This is a genomic window from Mesorhizobium sp. P2_C7 (genome assembly GCF_056404515.1).
On sequence record NZ_JBFUDW010000003.1, the window covers coordinates 437,654 to 455,124 of the forward strand.

The window sequence follows — 17,471 nt, forward strand, 5'->3', positions numbered from 1 at the left end:
TCGTGGCGTCCCTATAGAAGAACGATACTGGATTTCGCGCCATAATACCGGCGCTTGAGGGAATTCCATGCGAAAGGACATTCATGCCCTGGAACGATAAAAGCGGCGGCGGCGGCCCATGGGGCGGCGGCGGCAATAATCAGGGACCCTGGGGGCAGGGACCAAAGGGACCGAGCGGCCCGCAGGGTTCGCCTCCCGATCTCGAAGACATCATCCGCCGCGGCCAGGACAGGCTACGGCGCGCACTGCCGGGTGGCGGTGGCGCAAGCCCGGCTATTTTCGCGCTGATTGCGGCAGCATTAGTGGTGCTGTGGGCGTTCCAGGCGGTTTACACCGTGCAGCCCGATGAGGTCGCGGTTGAACTGCGCTTCGGCAAGCCGAAGGCCGAACTCTCGCAACCCGGCCTGCATTTCCATTGGTGGCCGCTCGAAACCGTCGAGACAGCCAAGATTTCCGAACAGCTCGTCGACATTGGCGGCGGCAACACCAGCGGCAACGGCCTGATGCTTTCGGGCGACCAGAACATCGTCAATGTCCAGTTCTCCGTAGCCTATCAGGTCTCCGACCCCCGGGCCTATCTGTTCGACGTCTCCGATCCCGACGGCATGCTGCGGCAGGTTGCCGAAAGCGCCATGCGCGAAGCCGTCGGCCGCCGGCCGGCGCAGGACATCTTCCGCGATGACCGCCAGGGCATCGCCGCCTCGGTTCGCGAGATCATCCAGACCACTTTGGATGGCTACAAGGCCGGCCTCAACGTCAATGCCGTCTCGATCGAGGATGCAGCACCGCCACGCGAGGTGGCCGATGCGTTCGACGAGGTGCAGCGTGCCGAGCAGGACGAGGACAAGTTCGTCGAGCAGGCCAACCAGTACTCCAACCAGAAGCTCGGCCAGGCGCGCGGCGAGGCCGCACAGGTTCGCGAAGACGCGGCCGCCTACAAGAACCGGGTCGTGCAGGAAGCCGAAGGTGAGGCGCAGCGCTTCATCTCGGTCTATGACGAATATGCCAAGGCGCCGGATGTGACACGCAAGCGCCTCTATCTGGAAACCATGGAGAGAGTTCTGAAGGATTCGAACAAGGTGATCGTCGAGCAGGGCAACGGGCAAGGGGTCGTTCCCTATCTGCCGCTGCCGGCATTGCAGCCGAAGGCGCCGGCACCGGCCGCCCCTGCTGCCGTAACGGGAGGTAACCAGTAATGGCCAATCGTCTCCCCATCATCGTCGTCGCCGTGGCGATCATCCTGTTCCTGCTCTACTCGTCGGTGTTCGTGGTCAATGCGCGCCAGCAGGCGCTGGTGCTCAGGTTCGGCGAGATCGTCGACGTCAAGAGCGAACCCGGCATCTACTTCAAGGCGCCGTTCTCATTCTTCGACGCCGATACGGTGCAGCTGATCGAGAACCGGGTGCTGCGCTTCGACCTCGACAACATCCGCGTCCAGGTGTCGGGCGGCAAGTTCTATGAGGTCGATGCCTTCATCGCCTATCGCATCTCGGATCCGCGCGTCTTCCGTGCCGCCGTGTCCGGTCAGATCGAACTGGCAGAAGCCCGGCTCAGGACGCGTCTCGACGCTGCCTTGCGCCGTGTCTACGGTCTGCGCGATTTCGAGGCCGCGCTCTCCGAACAGCGCGCCGTGATGATGCGCGAAGTCCGCGATCAGCTCCGGCCCGACGCCACGTCGCTCGGCCTGCAGATCGAGGATGTGCGCATCCGCCGTACCGATCTCACCGCGGAAGTCTCGCAACAGACTTACGACCGCATGAAGGCCGAACGCCTGGCAGAGGCTGCGCGGCTGAGGGCACGCGGCAACGAAGCGGCACAGCGCATCACGGCTCGCGCCGATCGCGAAGTGGTCGAGATCGTTGCCGAAGCGCGCAAAGAGTCGGAAATCCTGCGAGGCGAGGGTGAAGCCCAGCGCAGCGCCACCTTCGCGGAAGCGTATAAGCGCGACCCGGCCTTCTTCGATTTCTATCGGTCGATGAACGCCTATGGCACGGCGCTGGACAACACCGGGACGACCATGGTGCTGTCGCCGAACTCGGAGTTCTTCCGGTTCTTCCGCGATCCTGATGGCAAGGAGGCGCCGGCGAAGCCGGTTTCACCGGCACCCGCCGCGCCGGCGACGGCACCTGCCGCGCCGGCGGCACAGCCCAGCACCAGCCCGTAGCGGCAGGTGCAGGACTTTCTCGCCGCCATGGGCCTTGTCCTTGTGATAGAAGGTCTGGTCTATGGCGGCTTTCCAGGCCTTGCCAGGAAGCTCGCCACTGAAGTGTTGTCGCTGCCCGAGAATGCGTTGCGGATCGCCGGGCTGGCGGCGATTGCCATCGGTGTCGGCATCGTCTGGCTGGTGCGAAGCGGGTAAGCGTGGCGAGCTTCGATCCCGGGGGATACGAAGTTCGATCCCGGGATACGAGCTTCGATCCTGGGATAACGGATGATTTATCCTCTGCCGATAGTCATAGCCGCAAACGTGCCGTATTTTTTGCCAACATGGCGCGACGCGGCGTTTTCGTCGAAGCGCTTTTCTTTTCAAGAATACCGGGAGGCTTCTCGATGACATCCAATACCCTTTTGCGCGCGGCACGGCGGACGCTCATCGCCGGTGCGGCAGCCCTTCTTGTCAGCGCCGTCGCTGCCCCGTCCTTCGTGACGCCGACATTGGCCGCCGACGGCCCTGCTTCGGTCGCCGACCTGGCGCAAGGCCTGCTCGGCGCGGTGGTCAACATCTCGACCTCTCAGACTGTGAAGGGTACGGAAGGTCCGGGCGCTGTGCCGATGCCGCAGTTGCCCGAGGGTTCGCCTTTCCAGGATTTCTTCGACGATTTCTTCAAGAACCGTGGCGGCGACAAGGACAATGGCGGGCAGAAAGTGCAGTCGCTGGGTTCCGGCTTCGTCATCGACGCGGAGCAAGGCATCGTCGTCACCAACAACCACGTGATCGCCGATGCCGACGACATCGAGGTCAATTTCTCGGACGGCATCACCTTGAAGGCGACGCTGGTCGGCACCGACACCAAGACCGATGTCGCGGTGCTGAAGGTCGACCCGAAGGGCCACAAGCTGACGGCGGTGAAGTTCGGCGATTCCACGAAGATGCGCGTCGGCGACTGGGTCATGGCGATCGGCAATCCGTTCGGCCTCGGTGGCACGGTGACGGTCGGCATCGTTTCGGCCCGCAACCGCGACATCAATTCCGGCCCCTATGACGATTTCATCCAGACCGACGCCGCGATCAACCGCGGCAATTCCGGCGGTCCGCTGTTCAACAGCGCCGGCGAGGTCATTGGCATCAACACCGCGATCATTTCGCCGTCGGGCGGTTCGATCGGCATCGGCTTCTCCATCCCCTCGCAACTCGCCTCCGGCGTCGTTGACCAGTTGCGCCAGTTCGGCGAGACCCGGCGCGGCTGGCTCGGCGTGCGCATCCAGCCGGTGACCGACGACATTGCCGAAAGCCTCGGCATGGCGACTGCCAAGGGCGCGCTGGTCGCCGGCGTCATCAAGGGCGGCCCGGTCGACAACGGCACCATTCAGGCCGGCGATGTCATCCTCAAATTCGACGGCAAGGACATCCATGAAATGCGCGACCTGCCGCGCGTGGTCGCCGAGAGCCCGGTCGGCAAGGCGGTCGACGTGCTGATCGTGCGCAAGGGCGTCGAGCAGACCGTGAAGGTGACGCTCGGCCGGCTCGAAGATGGCGAAAAGCTGGCCAGCGGCGAGGACGGCAGCAACACCGACCAGAACAAGGGCGACAAGGCTCCGGCCGTCTCGACGGCTTCGGTGCTTGGCATGACCGTCGGCGAACTGAACGACGAAACGCGCAAGAAGTTCAGCATTGCCGCCGATGTCTCCGGCGTCGTCATCACCGATGTCACCAAGGATTCGGCTGCCGCCGAACGCGGCATCCAGCCGGGCGAGGTGATCACCGAGATCGCACAGGAATCGGTCGCCACGCCCAAGGATGTCATGGACCGGATTGGCGCCTTGAAGGAGCAAGGGCGCAAGAACGCGCTGCTGATGCTGGCGTCGAAGACCGGCGAGCTCAGGTTCGTGACGATCCGGATGGACTGAAGTCCGGAAAGGCTTGTAGTGCCCTGATTTTGAGACGAAAAAAGGCGGCTATTGAGCCGCCTTTTTTCTTGCCTGCCAGTCCTTGCGCGACAATCTGTAGAGGACATGCCGCTTGAGCGCCGGGTGGCTGTCAGGGACGTCGGGATGGTCGAAGTCGCTAGCCGGGTCGACCCTCATGCCGAGGCGTTTCATCACGGCGGTGGAGCGATGGTTTTCGTAAACCGCGAAAGACACGATTTCGTCCAGGTCGAGCGTTTCGAAACCGTAGGCGAGCCAGGCCTCGGCCGCCTCGGTGACGTAACCCTTGCCCCAGAATTCCGGGGCGAGACGCCAGCCTATCTCGATCGTGCCGGCGGGTAGGACGTCGATGTCTTCTGTCCCGGTTATCCCGACAAAGCCGATGCACTCGCCCGTGGCCGCAATCTCGGCCGCGGCGAAGCCATAGCCGTCCTCATCAACCCAGGCGCGGACCTCGTCCATTTTGGCGTCCGCCTGCGCGCGGGTGCGGCGGAACGGAAAGAATTCCATGACCAGTTCGTCGGAATTGATCCGGTGGAACAGTTCGCGATCGCGATCCTCCCAGTTGCGCAGGATCAGGCGCTCGGTACGCATCGGCTTCATTGCACAAACTCCTCCTGCCTGTAGCCCTGCACATAGAGCAATGCTGTCAGGTCGCCGTGGTCGATGCGAACCTTTGCCTGTGCCGCCACCGTCGGCTTGGCATGGAGGGCGACACCGGTGCCAGCCAGCCGGATCATGTCGAGATCATTGGCGCCGTCGCCGACAGCAATGGCGTCAGTCGGCGTCAGGCCGAGGCGTGTGGAAATCTCGATCAGCGCATCGGCCTTGGCGGCGCGGCCGAGTATCGGTTCGCCAACCAGCCCGGTGAAGCGGCCTTCCTGTTCGAGCAGGCGATTGGCGCGGTTCTCCTGGAAGCCAAGCATGGCCGCGATGCGCGTCGTGAAGACCTCGAACCCGCCGGACACCAGCGCCGTCCAGGCGCCATTGGCCCGCATGGTCCGCACCAGCGCGCCGCCGCCCGCGGCCAGCGTCAGGCGATTGGCGACGATGCGGTCGACCACGGTGGCGTCGAGGCCCTTCAACAACGCCACCCGCTCGCGCAAGGCCGGTTCAAACGCGATCTCGCCGTTCATCGATCGCGCGGTGATGGCGGCGACATGATCCTTGACGCCGATCTCGTCGGCCAGTTCGTCGATGCATTCCTGGTCGATCATGGTCGAATCCATGTCGGCGATGAGGATCTTCTTGCGGCGCGTTTCCGCCGGCTGGACAATCACGTCGACCGGTTCGGTGGCGAGTGCTGCACGCAGGGCGGCACTTATGTCGGCGGCGTCAGCCTCTTTCGGCAAGGCAAGATCGCAGGCAATCCCGTCGGCAAGCCAGACAACAGCGCTTGCGCCGACTGACCGTGACGCCATATTCGCAAGCGAAAGCGACAATGCGCGATCGGCGGGACGGGAAACAAGCGTGGCGATGAGCGGCATGGACGATTCCGGCGGACAGGCGGGCGAGGGCCGCGTGAAGAACGCGATCCTGATAGCCGGGCCGACCGCCAGCGGCAAGTCGGCCCTTGCGCTGGAGCTGGCCGACCGCAAGGGCGCCGTCATCGTCAACACCGATTCCATGCAGGGCTATTCGGTGCTCGACGTGCTGACCGCCCGGCCGGGGGCCGCCGACCTCGCCCGCGCGCCGCATTTTCTCTATGGCCATGTCCACCCGGCCACAGCCTATTCCACCGGCGCCTGGCTGCGCGACGTGATGAAGCTGATCGACGACGGTACGCTCTCCGGACAGCCTGTTATTTTTGTCGGTGGTACCGGGCTCTACTTCCGCGCGCTTGCCGAGGGCATTTCGGAAATGCCCGACATTCCGCAGCGAATTCGTGACCGCTGGCGCTATGAGCTGAAGGAGCAGGGCGCCGTCAAGCTGCACAGCCTGCTGCTGCGCCAGGATTCGGCGGCTGCCATGATGCTGAAGCCGACGGACAGCCAGCGCATCGTGCGGGCACTGGAGGTGCTCGACGCATCGGGCCGTTCGATCCGGGAATGGCAGGCGGAACGCGGCCGGCCGCTCATCGACAGGCAGAGCGCGCGTTTCTTCGTGATCGAGCCGGACCGGGCGGCGTTGGTCAACCGCATCGAAAAACGCTTCGACCAGATGCTGGACAAGGGGGCACTGGACGAGGTCAAGCGGCTATCGGCGCTCGGCCTCGACCCCGAATTGCCGGCGATGAAAGCGATCGGTGTTCGCGAACTGCAGGCCGCGACGGCTGGAGAGATTGGCTTTCCCGAGGCGATCGAGCGCGCCAAGATTGCAACCAGGCAATATGCCAAGCGGCAAACGACCTGGTTCAGGCACCAATTGGGCTCGGAATGGCAAAGATTGAGGCCCGGTGACGATCTGGAAACCACGATTTGATCGCCTGTTTCCATTGCAACCTAAAAAGTTTATCTGCAAGGTAAGGTTCCCGTTGCGGTTGTCCAAATTAACCCTCCGTAAGCCCGCCCATGCCATAAGGTCAGTGGGCACTTTTCCATTGGGGAGCAGATGCGTTTCCATAAGGCGGAATCAGCATTTTTCGTCTTTATCTTCGTGATCCTGGCCGCCGGCCTGGTGACGCTGCATGCCTATGGACTGCTGCAATCCTTCGCCACCGAGCTGCATACGGCTTCGGGCATGGACAAGGTCATCTATCTCAACAAGCTGCTGTTCGCGACCGGCGTGCTTTTGGCCACTGCGCTGTTCTTCGGCATTTTCTTCATCTATCCGCTGATCCGCAAACAGGCCACGGAGGAAGGCAAGCTGCGCGCCATGACGGTATCGCTCAGCGCCCGCTCTGAGACACTCGAGCATGCCGCGCTGACCGACGGCCTGACGGGCATGCAGAACCGGCGCTATTTCGACGACGCGCTGAAGGAATATCTCGAGGAGTTCCGGCGCATCGAAAAGCCCGTCGGGCTGATGATCCTCGACCTCGACCATTTCAAGCAGGTCAACGACACCCATGGCCATGATGTCGGCGACGAGGTGCTGAAGGCCGTCGCGAGCTGCCTCAAGGACATGACACGCTATCACGACGTGGTGGCGCGGCTGGGCGGCGAGGAGTTCGCAGTGGTCACGCCCAACATGGACTCCGAACTGCTGGGCAAGTTTGCCGAGCGCATCCGCAAGGCGGTCGCCAACATGTCGGTGCTGTCCGGCAATGTCCGGCTCAAGATCACCACCAGCGTCGGTCTGGCTGTCTGGGACCGCAAGGAAACGGCGGAGGAGTTCTATCGCCGCGCCGACCGCCAGCTCTACGAGGCGAAGAGGCAAGGCCGCAACCGCGTCTGCGCCTAAAATCCCAAAGAAGAATTCATGAGGCCGGTCGCCTGACGCGGCTTTCTCAACTTCCGGTGCTCACGGACTGAATGTCCGCTCCGCTCCGGCTTCTCGAAAGCCACGTCATTCAACTCGGCCTGATGAATTCCCTTCGGGATTTACCCAGGCATGCCAACGAAGCCTCGCCCTGGAAACTTGACGTGGCTTCCAAGTCGGTCGGCGGAATGGCGCAAGGTTGCCGGCTCAGTCGTTTTGCGGGCGCAGGCCGAAGGTCGCGGGCTTGAGGCCGTAGCGCATGTCGAAATCGTCATCCGATTGCACCCGGCTGGTGGCCGGCGGCTTGCGGTAGTCGGGATCGCCGGCCTGGCGGCTTGAATCGACGACTTCGGCGAAGGCCATCGCCTGCTGCGTTGATTTCGGCACGTTGCGCAGCCGCTCGACGATCGCCACCAGGTCGACATCCTCGCCGGCTTTCGACTCGGCCTCTTCGCGTTTGTTGGTGCCGGGGATCAATTCCGAGGATAGTTTCTCGAATTTCAGCCGCATCGTCGTCGCCACGCCTTCGCCAAAGGCAATGGCCTCGCGCTGGCCCATGGACGACAGGAAAGCCAGCGTCGAGGCCGAGGAGTCGGCAATCGCCGAACGGATGATCGCCTGGTCCTGCTCGTTGGCAAGTCGCATGGCGAAGAAGGTCGAACATTGCGACAGGATGGTCGGGTCGAGTTCGCCCGGTCGCTGGGTGACGACGCCGAGATAGCAGCCATATTTGCGGCCTTCCTTGGCGATGCGCGACAGCGCGTGCCTTGTCGGCGCAAAGCCGAGACGCGGATCGGCCGGCATGTAGCGGTGAGCTTCTTCGCACAAAAGCAGAAGCTGCAGCTTGCCCTCGCTCCACAAAGCGAGGTCGAAGGCCAGGCGCGCCAGCACCGAACAGACGGAATTGACCACTTCAGACGGCATGCCGGCCATCTCGAAGCAGGTCACCGGGCGGCCATGATGCGGCACGCGAAAGAGGTTGCCGATCGTTTCGTGGATGGTGTCCTCGATCAGGCGCGAGTTGAACATGAAGCGGTAGCGTGGGTCGGCAGCCGCCGATTCGACGCGCGTCTTCAGGGATTTCAGCGTCGGGCGGTCGGTCTTGCTTTCGAGCATGCCCATACGCTCGTCGATCTGCTTGATAAGGTCGGCGATGCGGTAAGGCACCGGCGTATCGGCGGTCAGCGCATCGCTGCCGCGCCTGATGTAGCTGCCCGAATTCGGGTTGCGGTAAAGGTTCTTGGCGGCGGGGATGAGGTCGCGCAAGGCGTCGATCTCTTCCGGCACCGTCTCGCGGCCGCGGAACAACACCTCGGCGAACTCCTCCAGCCTGAACATCCAGAACGGAAGGTCGAGCGTCTTGGAATCGACCCTGACGCAATATTCGGGCAGCGACGCGGCGAACTCGTTGTGCGGATCGAGGATCAGGATGCGCAGGTCCGGCCGTGCCGCAATCGACTTGCGCAGCAGCAACGAGACGGCGGTGGATTTGCCGACACCGGTGGTGCCGACCACGGCGAAGTGACGCGCCAACGTATCGTCGATGGCGATGTTGGCGGCGATCGTCTCGTCCTGTGAGAGTGTGCCGATGGTGATCGAATGACGCCCGGCCAGATCATAGACCGCCTGCAGGTCACGGGTGCGGATGCGATGGGCGATGGCGCCGATATGCGGATAGGTGGTGATGCCGCGATCGAAGATCGGCTTGGCGCCAGGTTCTGCTCCGTCGCGGACTTCGCCGATCAGCTCGATGCTGACCTCGATCGGGTTTTGACCTTCATTGCTCCAGGCGCGGTCCGACTTGCCGATCCCGTAGACCAGGCCGACGGTTCGCGTGGATCCCAGATTGATGGAAATCATCTTGCCGACTGTCCACAGGCCGGTCACCGCGCCGTCAATATCGTCCGCAAAGGCGCCGATGGTGGCGCGCGCACCGTCGCATTGCACGACGTTGCCCAGAATGCGCCTGTCGTTCTGCTCCGCGTTGCGACGCTCCTGCGATGTCGGTTCTCCAACGGAGGCTTCGCGTTCGACGTACATGGACAGGCCAATCCCCATTTCCCTTGGAGCATCGACCCTACAGGAACGGGGGTTAAGGCTGGATGAGGTCGGATGGTGTAGAGACGATTAAGGTATCCGTGAAAATTGTCGCGAGGCTCTTCTCGGTCGCCAGAATTTCGATATAATGGACATATGGATGATATAGCGAACGATATTTCCTCGACCATCGGCAGAAGGATACACGCCGAAAGGACCATGCGGGACTGGTCGCTGGCCGAGCTTGCGGGGCGCTCTGCCGTGTCGAAGGCGATGCTGAGCACGATAGAGCGCGGCAAGACCAGCCCGACGGCGGCCCTTCTGGTGCGCATCGCGTCGGCCTTCGGCATGACGCTATCGACGCTCATCGCGCGCGCCGAATTGCAAGGCGGCGGGCTGCTGCGCGAGGCCGATCAACCGGTGTGGCGCGACCCTGGTACGGGCTATGTCAGGCGGCATCTGTCGCCCGCCTCGGACATGCCGCTGGAACTGATCAGGGTTCAGTTGCCGGCGGGCGCCAGGGTCAGCTTTCCCGCCGCGTCCTATGCCTTCATCAAGCAGCAGATATGGCTGATTTCGGGGCGGCTCGAGTTCGCCGAGGGCGATGTGGTGCACCGGCTCGACCCCGGCGATTGTCTGGCGCTCGGCGCGCCATCGGACTGCACCTTCCACGCCCTGGAACCCGGCGCCGACTATCTCGTCGCGCTGGTCAGGGGTTGAAGTCATGGCCAGACGACCAAAGCGCTCCCACAATGGGGGGCCGCCTCTTGACGAGTACAAGGGGCCGCCATGGGGCAAGGGCGATCCCTACATCTTCCTTGCCTGGCAGGCCGCCCATGCCAAGGCGTGGAAGGCGCCTAGCCGCGAAGTCATGCTGCTGCGCATGGACAAGGCCGAGCGGCTGGGCCTGACCTATGAGGAATACACGCTCGAGATACTGGAGCGCGGGCGGCATCTCAGGGAAGAAGACACCGAACGCATCGGCGCCATCAAGGCGGCACGAAAGCGCCGCCGCGTGCGCCATCTCGACTGACGACCGCTTCAGTCGTGCCATCGCAATCACAGGACATCACGTGCATGAACTCGATCGAGATCGGAACACTGGCCCCGGCTGCGGCGACGCAGGAGATGCTGGCCGAATTGCTGGTCGCAACGGTAGCGGCCGGTGGATCGGTCAGTTTCATGCATCCGCTGGCACCGGAAGCGGCTAGCGCATTCTGGCAGAAATCCCTGGCAGCAGCGGCAAGAGGGGAAAGGACGGTGCTTGGTGCCTGGGACGGCGAGATCCTGGTCGGCACTGTCACCCTGTTGCTCGACTGTCCGCCCAACCAGCCCCACCGGGCCGAGATCGCCAAGCTGATGACCCGTTTCGATTACCGGGGCAGGGGTGTGGGAACGCACCTGATGCGAGCCGCCGAGAGCCTGGCCGTGGAAAAGGGGCGCACGCTGCTGGTTCTCGACACGGCGACGGAGGAAGGTGCTTCAGGCCTCTACGAGAAGCTCGGTTTCACGCTGGCAGGCGAGATACCGGACTATGCCTTGAAGCCGCATGGCGGGCTGACGGGTACGCTCCTCTACTGGAAGCGCATCGGGCCAATCTCGTAACCAGTCACGCAGGACCGTAACCGGAGAGGCGCGACAGCAGCCACCGGTGGAAATCCTGCTCGGCGCTGGTCAGGCGCGCGGTCGACGCCTTGGTCAGGAAATGCCCCGAGGTGCTGGAGAGTTCGAAGTCGGAAAGCCTGACCAGGGTCCTGCTGTCGAGCGCGGCATCGACCAGCGGCCGCGAGCCCAGCAGCACGCCGGCACCGGCCCTGGCCGCCTCCATCGCGGCAACGAAACTGTCGAAGCGATGCGATCGCCGGGGGTGGCCGGCCAACCCTGCGGCCGCGAACCATTCCGCCCACATCTCGCGTGCGCCGGCGACCAGAAGCAGCGGCAGGGAGGTCCAGTCGGCGTCGCCGGCCAGGGCCGGGGCAGCCACCGGCACGAGCCGCTCGGCGGTCAGCCTGTCGGCGTCACGTCCGGGGAAGGATCCGTTGCCGAAACGGATGTCGAGCGCCGAACCCGGCAGGTCGTAGTCGGTCGGTCGGTGGATCGTCACCAGATCGAGCTGAATGCGCGGCAATGCCGTGGCCAGATCGGGCAATGCCGGGACGAGCATCAGCAAGGCAAAGGAGATCGGCGATCGAACGGTCACGGTCTGGACGGCACGCGGCTCAAACAGTTCAGCCGTGCTGCTGCCGATGGTGGCGAAAGCCGACTGGATGTGGGGCAGGTAAGCCGCGCCTTCCGGCGCCAGCGCGACGCCACGTGCCAGCCTGGAGAACAGACGCGTCTTCAGCCGTTCTTCAAGAAGCCGGATATGCTGGCTGACCGCCGCCTGGGTCAAGCCAAGCTCGGTTGCCGCGGCGGTGAAATTCGACAGCCGCGCCGCCGCCTCGAAACTGCGCAGCCAGTCAAGCGGAGGCAAGGGCGGGATTGTTCGAGCCATTAATTATCTGGGGTCATTGGCCAAAAAAGGATAATTTGAGTTATGCCTTTCGCGCGGTCAACATGCAATCGAAACCTGCGGATCGGACCGCAGGCGTAGCGGACAGGAATGGATCTCCATGCTCACCCACGCGCTGATCGGCGACGAAGGCAGAACCATCGAACTTGGCTGGAAGGACGGGACGCGCACCCGCTTTCACGCCATGTGGCTGCGCGACAATGCGCTGGACGACAAGACGCGCAGCGCCGGCAACGGGCAGCGGCTCATCACCATCCTCGACATTCCAGCCGCGACGAAGATCGGCGCGGCGTCGATCAACGGCGACGCCCTCGAGGTCAGCTTCGTGCCGGAAGGAAAGACGGTGAGCTTTCCCTCGATATGGCTGAGCGCCAATGCCTATGATCGCGACGCGGCCCGCCAAGCCGGCTGGACAGGCGAGCACATCGTGCGCTGGACCAAGGCGACGATGCAGAATTCCGTGCCGCGTGCCGGCTACCCTGCTGCCAGCCGCGACCGCAACGTCTTGAGGCAATGGCTGTCGGCGGTGAAAGCCTATGGCTTTGCGGTGATGGACGACCTGCCGGCCGAATCCGGGGCGCTCTGCAAAGTGTCCGATCTGTTCGGCTATATCAGGGAGACCAATTACGGCCGCTGGTTCGAAGTGCGCGCCGAGGTCAATCCCAGCAATCTCGCCTACACCAATCTCGGCCTCCAGGCGCACACCGACAATCCCTATCGCGATCCGGTGCCGACGCTGCAGATCCTGTCCTGCATCGAAAATACGGTGGAGGGTGGCGAGTCCAGCGTCGTCGACGGGTTTGCCGTCGCGGCCGCCTTGCAGGCTGAGAACCCTGAAGGGTTTCGGCTGTTGAGTTCATGCCCGGCGCGGTTCGAATATGCCGGCTCGGCCGGCGTGCGGCTGCAGGCGAAGCGGCCGATGATCGAGCTCGGGCCCGACGGCGAGCTGATCTGCATCCGCTTCAACAACCGTTCGTTGGCGCCGACGGTCGACGTGCCGTTCGCCGACATGGAGGCTTACTATGCCGCCTATCGCCGGTTTGCCGAGCTGATCGAGGATCCATCCTTCGAAGTGACCTTCAAGCTCGAAGCGGGCCAGGCGTTCATTGTCGACAACACCCGCGTCATGCATGCCCGCAAGGCGTTTTCCGGCACCGGCAAGCGCTGGCTGCAGGGTTGCTACGCCGACAAGGACGGCCTGCTGTCGACGCTCGCGACGATCGAACACGGGTTCAAGGAGGCTGCGGAATGAACGGCCAGGACCTGAACGCGGACAACATCGTCGAGTTCATCGCCGACATCTTTGAACGCCGGGGTGCGGAATCCTATCTCGGTGAGCCCGTCACCATGTCGGAGCACATGCTGCAGGGCGCATGGTTCGCCGAGCAGGACGGCGCGCCGGACGAGCTGGTGGCGGCGGCCCTGCTGCACGACATCGGCCACTACACCAGCGAGTTCGGCACCTATTCGCCGGAGGATGTCGAGGACAAGCATCATGACGAAGCCGGCGGCGAGGTGCTGGCGCCGTTCTTTCCGCCTGTCATCGTCGAATGCGTCAGGCTACATGTCTCGGCCAAGCGCTATCTCTGCGCCACCGACCCGACCTATTTCGGCAAGCTTTCGCAGGCCTCGGTGCATACGCTGTCGCTGCAGGGTGGGCCGATGAGCGCCGACGAGGTGGCGGAGTTCCGCAAGAACCCGTTCCATGAAGAGGCGGTCCGGGTCCGCATCTGGGACGAGAGCGGCAAGATCGCCAACATGAAGACACGGACGTTCCGCGACTACGTGCCGTTGCTGCAGCGGGTCGTTCGCGACTATCGCGATCGCGCCTGACGCAACTCCGTCGAGGTCGAGCACGCTCGCCGTCTTGCCGTTGCGCCTGTTCCGATGTATTAGCCGCGCCCGACATGCGGCCCGCATTTCATTGGTCGCACCCCGTATCGACCACGCTTTTGATGGAGGCGACGATGAGATCTTGTTCACGCATTTTGCGCCTCCGCGGCGGACGAACGGGCTGACCCGCGCCACAGCGGTTCCAATATCCTGGCACTCTGAGGACCGCCGTGCCGCGATGCGCGGCGGCAGCTATCGTCTGCATGCGGTTCATTATGCTGCAACGGCCCATGGGCGGAAAACGGTGGGAAGCCTAGCTCCCGGCCAACGATCACGGCTGCCTGAAAATCAAAGATGCAGCTCTGCAACACTCCGGCAGGCCATTGTAAACATTGAAGGAATGGCACTTGCGCTGAGTTTCTTGTGAGCCTAGAGACCGCGCCATTCCCAACCCGTCATCCTGAAAGGAGACCTGTCCATGTCACGCCAACCCGGATCGACACATTCCGTGCCGACGCTGGAATTGCGTGCGGCTGACAGGGTTCCAATCGGGAAGAACGGCCATGGCAAAGTCCATGATCCAGCGCAGGCAGGACGCCGAGCGCGAACGCATTGAAGCATATCAAGCATCGCTGCGGCGGGTTTCCGCCATGCCGCGCCCCGCTCCCGATTTCGAGCGGGCGCTCGACGAGGTACGCCGCGGCTATGCAGGCATGGCGATCCGCGACGGCGCGTTGTGGCGTCCAAAGCTGAAGACGCGCGACCCGGCCCGGCTGCGGCTGGCTGCCGCCCGCTATCTCTTTGCGGGTTATCCGGTTTCGGCCGCGCTCGAGGCCATCTGGCTGGATAGGTCGGGACTCGATGGCCAGGAGATCGCAGTTCGCCTGGCCTGGTACGTCACGGCTGCAGGTGGCGGCTCGCTCTACAAAGCGGGCGCCAATGCGTGGCTGTCGCGAAAGGAGGTGCACTGCTTCCTGAACGTGTCCGGCGATTTCACCTTCGACGAGGCGTTCTGGTTCGCGATCGTCCGGTCCTACACCGAGGATTGGGGGCTGGCTGCTCGGCTTGCACGCACGAAGATCGCTCGCACGCCGCGTGGCGAGTTGGCCTTCTGGCGCGAGGTGGCGCGCTTCTTCTGCGAGCATCCTGCTTCGAAGGAGGAGATCGACGATCTCTGTGACTATGTCGGCGCCAAGCACCGGCGCGATGCTGCCTACAGCCTGAAGGGCCGCACGCTCGCCTCGCTGCACCGGCAGATGTCCGACTGGCATCGCGATCTTGCTGCGATCGAACGCATCGAGGCGATGCGCCGGCGGGCCGCCGCGCGGGCTCAGCCCGTCGCCGGCACACCCGCGCAGTGCAGCGCCTGGGACGGCTCGCGCCTGCAGGATTGGGAATGGCATCCGCCGCCCAAGGAGGTGAAGGCGCATGGCGAGTGGTTCTCCATCCGCCAGTTGAAGACCGCAGAGGACCTCGTTGCCGAGAGCCGGGCGATGCATCATTGCGTGTCGTCCTATGCGACCAAATGCATTGCCGGCAATGCCTCGATCTGGGCGCTGCGGCGCAAGGCGCTCGGCAAGACTGAACGCTTGCTGACGATCGAGCTCGATCCGCAGCATCGGGCGGTGCAGGTGCGCGGTTTCGGCAATCGTCTGGCAACGACGGACGAGCGCAAGATCCTCGAGCGTTGGGCCAAGGCGAAGTGCGTGACGCTGCAGGACTGAACAGACAGAGCCCGCGCGGCGGAATCGCCGCGCGGGTTCAAAAGGGGCGGATGAACGAGGCGCTATCCCTTGTGATGGACCTGCTGCAGCCCGTAGACCGGCGTCGGCAGGCCTGCCTGCCTGGCCTTCAACTGCAGCGACAGGAACTGCGAATAGTGGCGTGACTGGTGCAGATTGCCGCCATGGAACCACAGTGCTTCCTGCTGCGTCGGTTTCCACATGTTGCGCAATTCGCCCTCCCATGGACCGGGATCCTTGGTGGTGTTCGAACCGAGGCCCCAGCATTTGCCGACCTTGTCGGCAACGTCCCTGGAGATCAGGTCGGCCGCCCAGCCATTCATCGAGCCATAGCCGGTGGCATAGACGATGACATCGGCGGGCAACTCGGTGCCGTCACTGAGCAGCACTGAGTGCTCCTTGATCTCAGCCACGTTGACGCCGCTTTTCAGCTTGATCGAGCCATCGATGATCAGATCGGAAGCGCCGACGTCGATATAGTAGCCCGAACCACGTCGCAGATACTTCATGAACAGGCCTGAATCGTCATCGCCCCAGTCGAGCATGAAGCCGGCCTTCTCCAGACCCGTGTAGAATTTTGCATCGCGCTTCTTCATCTCGGCGTACGCCGGAATCTGGAATTCGTGCAGGATCTTGTAGGGCAGGGAGGCAAAGACGAGGTCGGCCTTGGCCGTGTTCATGCCGCTCTGCACCGCCTGTTCCGAATAGAGGGACCCCAGCCCGATTTCCATCAACGTGTCGGACTTGACGATATGCGTGGTCGAGCGTTGCACCATGGTGACATCGGCGCCAGCTTCCCAAAGTGCCGCGGCTATGTCGTGGGCGGAATTGTTCGAGCCGACGACAACAGCTTTCTTGCCGGCATAGGCATCGGGACCAGGATGCTTCGAGGAGTGATGCTGATCGCCCTTGAAGTTTTCCATGCCTTTGAATTTCGGCATATTGGCCTTGCCGGATTGTCCCGTAGCCAGCACCAGCTGCTTCGGCCTTAGGGTGATGTCCTTGCCGTCGCGGTTGACGACGACCGTCCATTCCTTCTTCTTGTCGTCATAAGCCGCGCTCTTCGCCTCGGTCGAAGACCAGTAATTCAGCTCCATCACCTTGGTGTACATCTCCAGCCAGTCGCCGATCTTGTCCTTGGGCGAGAAGACCGGCCAGTTCTTCGGGAAATCGATGTAGGGCAGATGGTCGTACCAGACCGGATCATGCAGGCAGAGCGACTTGTAGCGCTTGCGCCAACTGTCGCCGGCCCGTTCGTTCTTCTCGATGATGATCGTGGGAACGCCGAGCTGCCGCAGGCGCGCGCCGAGCGCGATGCCGCCCTGGCCGCCGCCGATGATCACCGTGTAGGGCTGCGTCTTGAAGCCGAGCTCAGCGGCTTCCTTTTCGCGTTCTTCCTTCCATGTCGCACGGTTCTTGCCCGAGCCGTGTTTGGCACCCATCGGTCGCGCGAAACCCGCCGGCTCTTCGTGGCCTTTCAGTTCGACCATGGTGGTCAGCAGCGTCCAGATCTTGCCGTCCTTCAGCCTGACATGGCCGAAGCCGCGCGCCACCTCTGTCTCGAAGCTGATCCAGCCGTCGATCACCCCGCCGCTCTCGGTCGCGTCCTCGCCCTTGGCGATGGCGAAGTGGGATGGCTTGGTCTTCGACAACTGGCTCTTCAGCATGTCGCGGACCTGGTCGCGACCCTCCATGGTCTTGATGTTCCAGGTGAAGGTGACGAGGTCACGCCAATAACAGTCCTCCTGAAAGCAATCGACCGCTTTCTCGATGTCATTGGCGACCAGGGCGGCGCCGAATTGGTCGAGCAGGTCGGACAGTTTCTTGTTAGGGGCCTTGTCGAGCATCAGCTTTCCTCCTTGGATTGTGATCGCTTCTCGATCGAGCGATTTTGGCCGGAC

General features: G+C 63.2%; 17 protein-coding genes. 12 read left to right on the forward strand and 5 right to left on the reverse strand.

The annotated features are described in order from the left end of the window. The first annotated feature begins 83 nt into the window (after positions 1-83). The 4 genes from hflK (at position 84) to AC1D2G_RS09850 (ending at position 4,068) form a co-directional block, all read left to right on the forward strand. A complete protein-coding gene (hflK, locus tag AC1D2G_RS09835; protein ID WP_095087121.1) occupies positions 84-1,196 on the forward strand; it encodes an FtsH protease activity modulator HflK in 1,113 nt (370 codons plus the stop codon). Continuing rightward, entirely contained in the window at positions 1,196-2,164 is a 969-nt protein-coding gene (gene hflC / locus AC1D2G_RS09840; RefSeq protein WP_095087123.1) for a protease modulator HflC, read from the forward strand. The genes hflK and hflC overlap by 1 nt, the downstream gene beginning before the upstream one ends. 6 nt (positions 2,165-2,170) lie before the next feature. Continuing rightward, positions 2,171-2,359, forward strand: coding sequence for a DUF2065 domain-containing protein (locus AC1D2G_RS09845; RefSeq protein ID WP_095087125.1), 189 nt, complete (start codon positions 2,171-2,173; stop codon positions 2,357-2,359). Between the two features lie 191 nt (positions 2,360-2,550). Next, entirely contained in the window at positions 2,551-4,068 is a 1,518-nt protein-coding gene (locus tag AC1D2G_RS09850; protein WP_457153337.1) for a DegQ family serine endoprotease, read from the forward strand. 48 nt (positions 4,069-4,116) lie between these two features. On the opposite strand, the gene AC1D2G_RS09855 is transcribed toward AC1D2G_RS09850, so the two are convergent. Beyond that, positions 4,117-4,689, reverse strand: a complete 573-nt coding sequence (locus AC1D2G_RS09855; protein ID WP_477413564.1) for a GNAT family N-acetyltransferase — start codon at positions 4,687-4,689, stop codon at positions 4,117-4,119. Further along, positions 4,686-5,573, reverse strand: a complete 888-nt coding sequence (gene serB / locus AC1D2G_RS09860; protein WP_477413566.1) for a phosphoserine phosphatase SerB — start codon at positions 5,571-5,573, stop codon at positions 4,686-4,688. Before serB ends, AC1D2G_RS09855 begins: the two co-directional genes overlap by 4 nt. Between serB and miaA the strand changes: the two genes are divergently transcribed. Together miaA and AC1D2G_RS09870 are read left to right on the forward strand one after the other, a co-directional pair. Then, on the forward strand, positions 5,563-6,507 hold the full coding sequence (miaA, locus tag AC1D2G_RS09865; RefSeq protein WP_477413568.1) for a tRNA (adenosine(37)-N6)-dimethylallyltransferase MiaA: 945 nt from the start codon (positions 5,563-5,565) through the stop codon (positions 6,505-6,507). The genes serB and miaA overlap by 11 nt on opposite strands. A gap of 129 nt (positions 6,508-6,636) precedes the next feature. After that, positions 6,637-7,428 (forward strand): GGDEF domain-containing protein, encoded by a 792-nt coding sequence (locus tag AC1D2G_RS09870; protein ID WP_095087133.1) that lies wholly within the window; start codon positions 6,637-6,639, stop codon positions 7,426-7,428. 225 nt (positions 7,429-7,653) lie between these two features. On the opposite strand, the gene AC1D2G_RS09875 is transcribed toward AC1D2G_RS09870, so the two are convergent. Then, positions 7,654-9,486: an ATP-binding protein gene (locus tag AC1D2G_RS09875; RefSeq protein WP_477227045.1), complete on the reverse strand. Its 1,833-nt coding sequence runs from the start codon at positions 9,484-9,486 to the stop codon at positions 7,654-7,656. A 153-nt stretch (positions 9,487-9,639) separates the two neighbouring features. Here AC1D2G_RS09875 and AC1D2G_RS09880 point away from each other — a divergent pair, with 153 nt between their 5' ends. The 3 genes from AC1D2G_RS09880 to AC1D2G_RS09890 are packed head-to-tail and all read left to right on the forward strand — an operon-like array spanning position 9,640 to position 11,088. Next, positions 9,640-10,203 (forward strand): helix-turn-helix domain-containing protein, encoded by a 564-nt coding sequence (locus AC1D2G_RS09880; RefSeq protein WP_457153058.1) that lies wholly within the window; start codon positions 9,640-9,642, stop codon positions 10,201-10,203. A 4-nt stretch (positions 10,204-10,207) separates the two neighbouring features. Next, positions 10,208-10,516, forward strand: a complete 309-nt coding sequence (locus AC1D2G_RS09885) for a hypothetical protein (RefSeq protein ID WP_184873406.1) — start codon at positions 10,208-10,210, stop codon at positions 10,514-10,516. A 44-nt stretch (positions 10,517-10,560) separates the two neighbouring features. Further along, on the forward strand, positions 10,561-11,088 hold the full coding sequence (locus AC1D2G_RS09890) for a GNAT family N-acetyltransferase (protein WP_477413570.1): 528 nt from the start codon (positions 10,561-10,563) through the stop codon (positions 11,086-11,088). Between the two features lie 4 nt (positions 11,089-11,092). On the opposite strand, the gene AC1D2G_RS09895 is transcribed toward AC1D2G_RS09890, so the two are convergent. Then, entirely contained in the window at positions 11,093-11,977 is an 885-nt protein-coding gene (locus AC1D2G_RS09895) for a LysR family transcriptional regulator (RefSeq protein ID WP_477413572.1), read from the reverse strand. 118 nt (positions 11,978-12,095) lie between these two features. Between AC1D2G_RS09895 and tmpA the strand changes: the two genes are divergently transcribed. The 3 genes from tmpA to AC1D2G_RS09910 all read left to right on the forward strand — a co-directional run bounded on the left by tmpA (position 12,096) and on the right by AC1D2G_RS09910 (position 15,552). Then, a complete protein-coding gene (gene tmpA / locus AC1D2G_RS09900; protein WP_477413574.1) occupies positions 12,096-13,247 on the forward strand; it encodes a 2-trimethylaminoethylphosphonate dioxygenase in 1,152 nt (383 codons plus the stop codon). After that, positions 13,244-13,828 carry a (R)-1-hydroxy-2-trimethylaminoethylphosphonate oxygenase gene (gene tmpB / locus AC1D2G_RS09905; protein ID WP_477413576.1) on the forward strand — a complete coding sequence of 195 codons (585 nt, stop codon included), beginning with the start codon at positions 13,244-13,246 and terminating at the stop codon, positions 13,826-13,828. Before tmpA ends, tmpB begins: the two co-directional genes overlap by 4 nt. 563 nt (positions 13,829-14,391) lie before the next feature. Then, a complete protein-coding gene (locus AC1D2G_RS09910; protein ID WP_477413578.1) occupies positions 14,392-15,552 on the forward strand; it encodes a PcfJ domain-containing protein in 1,161 nt (386 codons plus the stop codon). A 62-nt stretch (positions 15,553-15,614) separates the two neighbouring features. Here AC1D2G_RS09910 and AC1D2G_RS09915 read toward each other — a convergent pair whose 3' ends face one another. Continuing rightward, positions 15,615-17,417 (reverse strand): NAD(P)-binding domain-containing protein, encoded by a 1,803-nt coding sequence (locus AC1D2G_RS09915; protein WP_477413580.1) that lies wholly within the window; start codon positions 17,415-17,417, stop codon positions 15,615-15,617. Positions 17,418-17,471 lie beyond the last annotated feature (54 nt).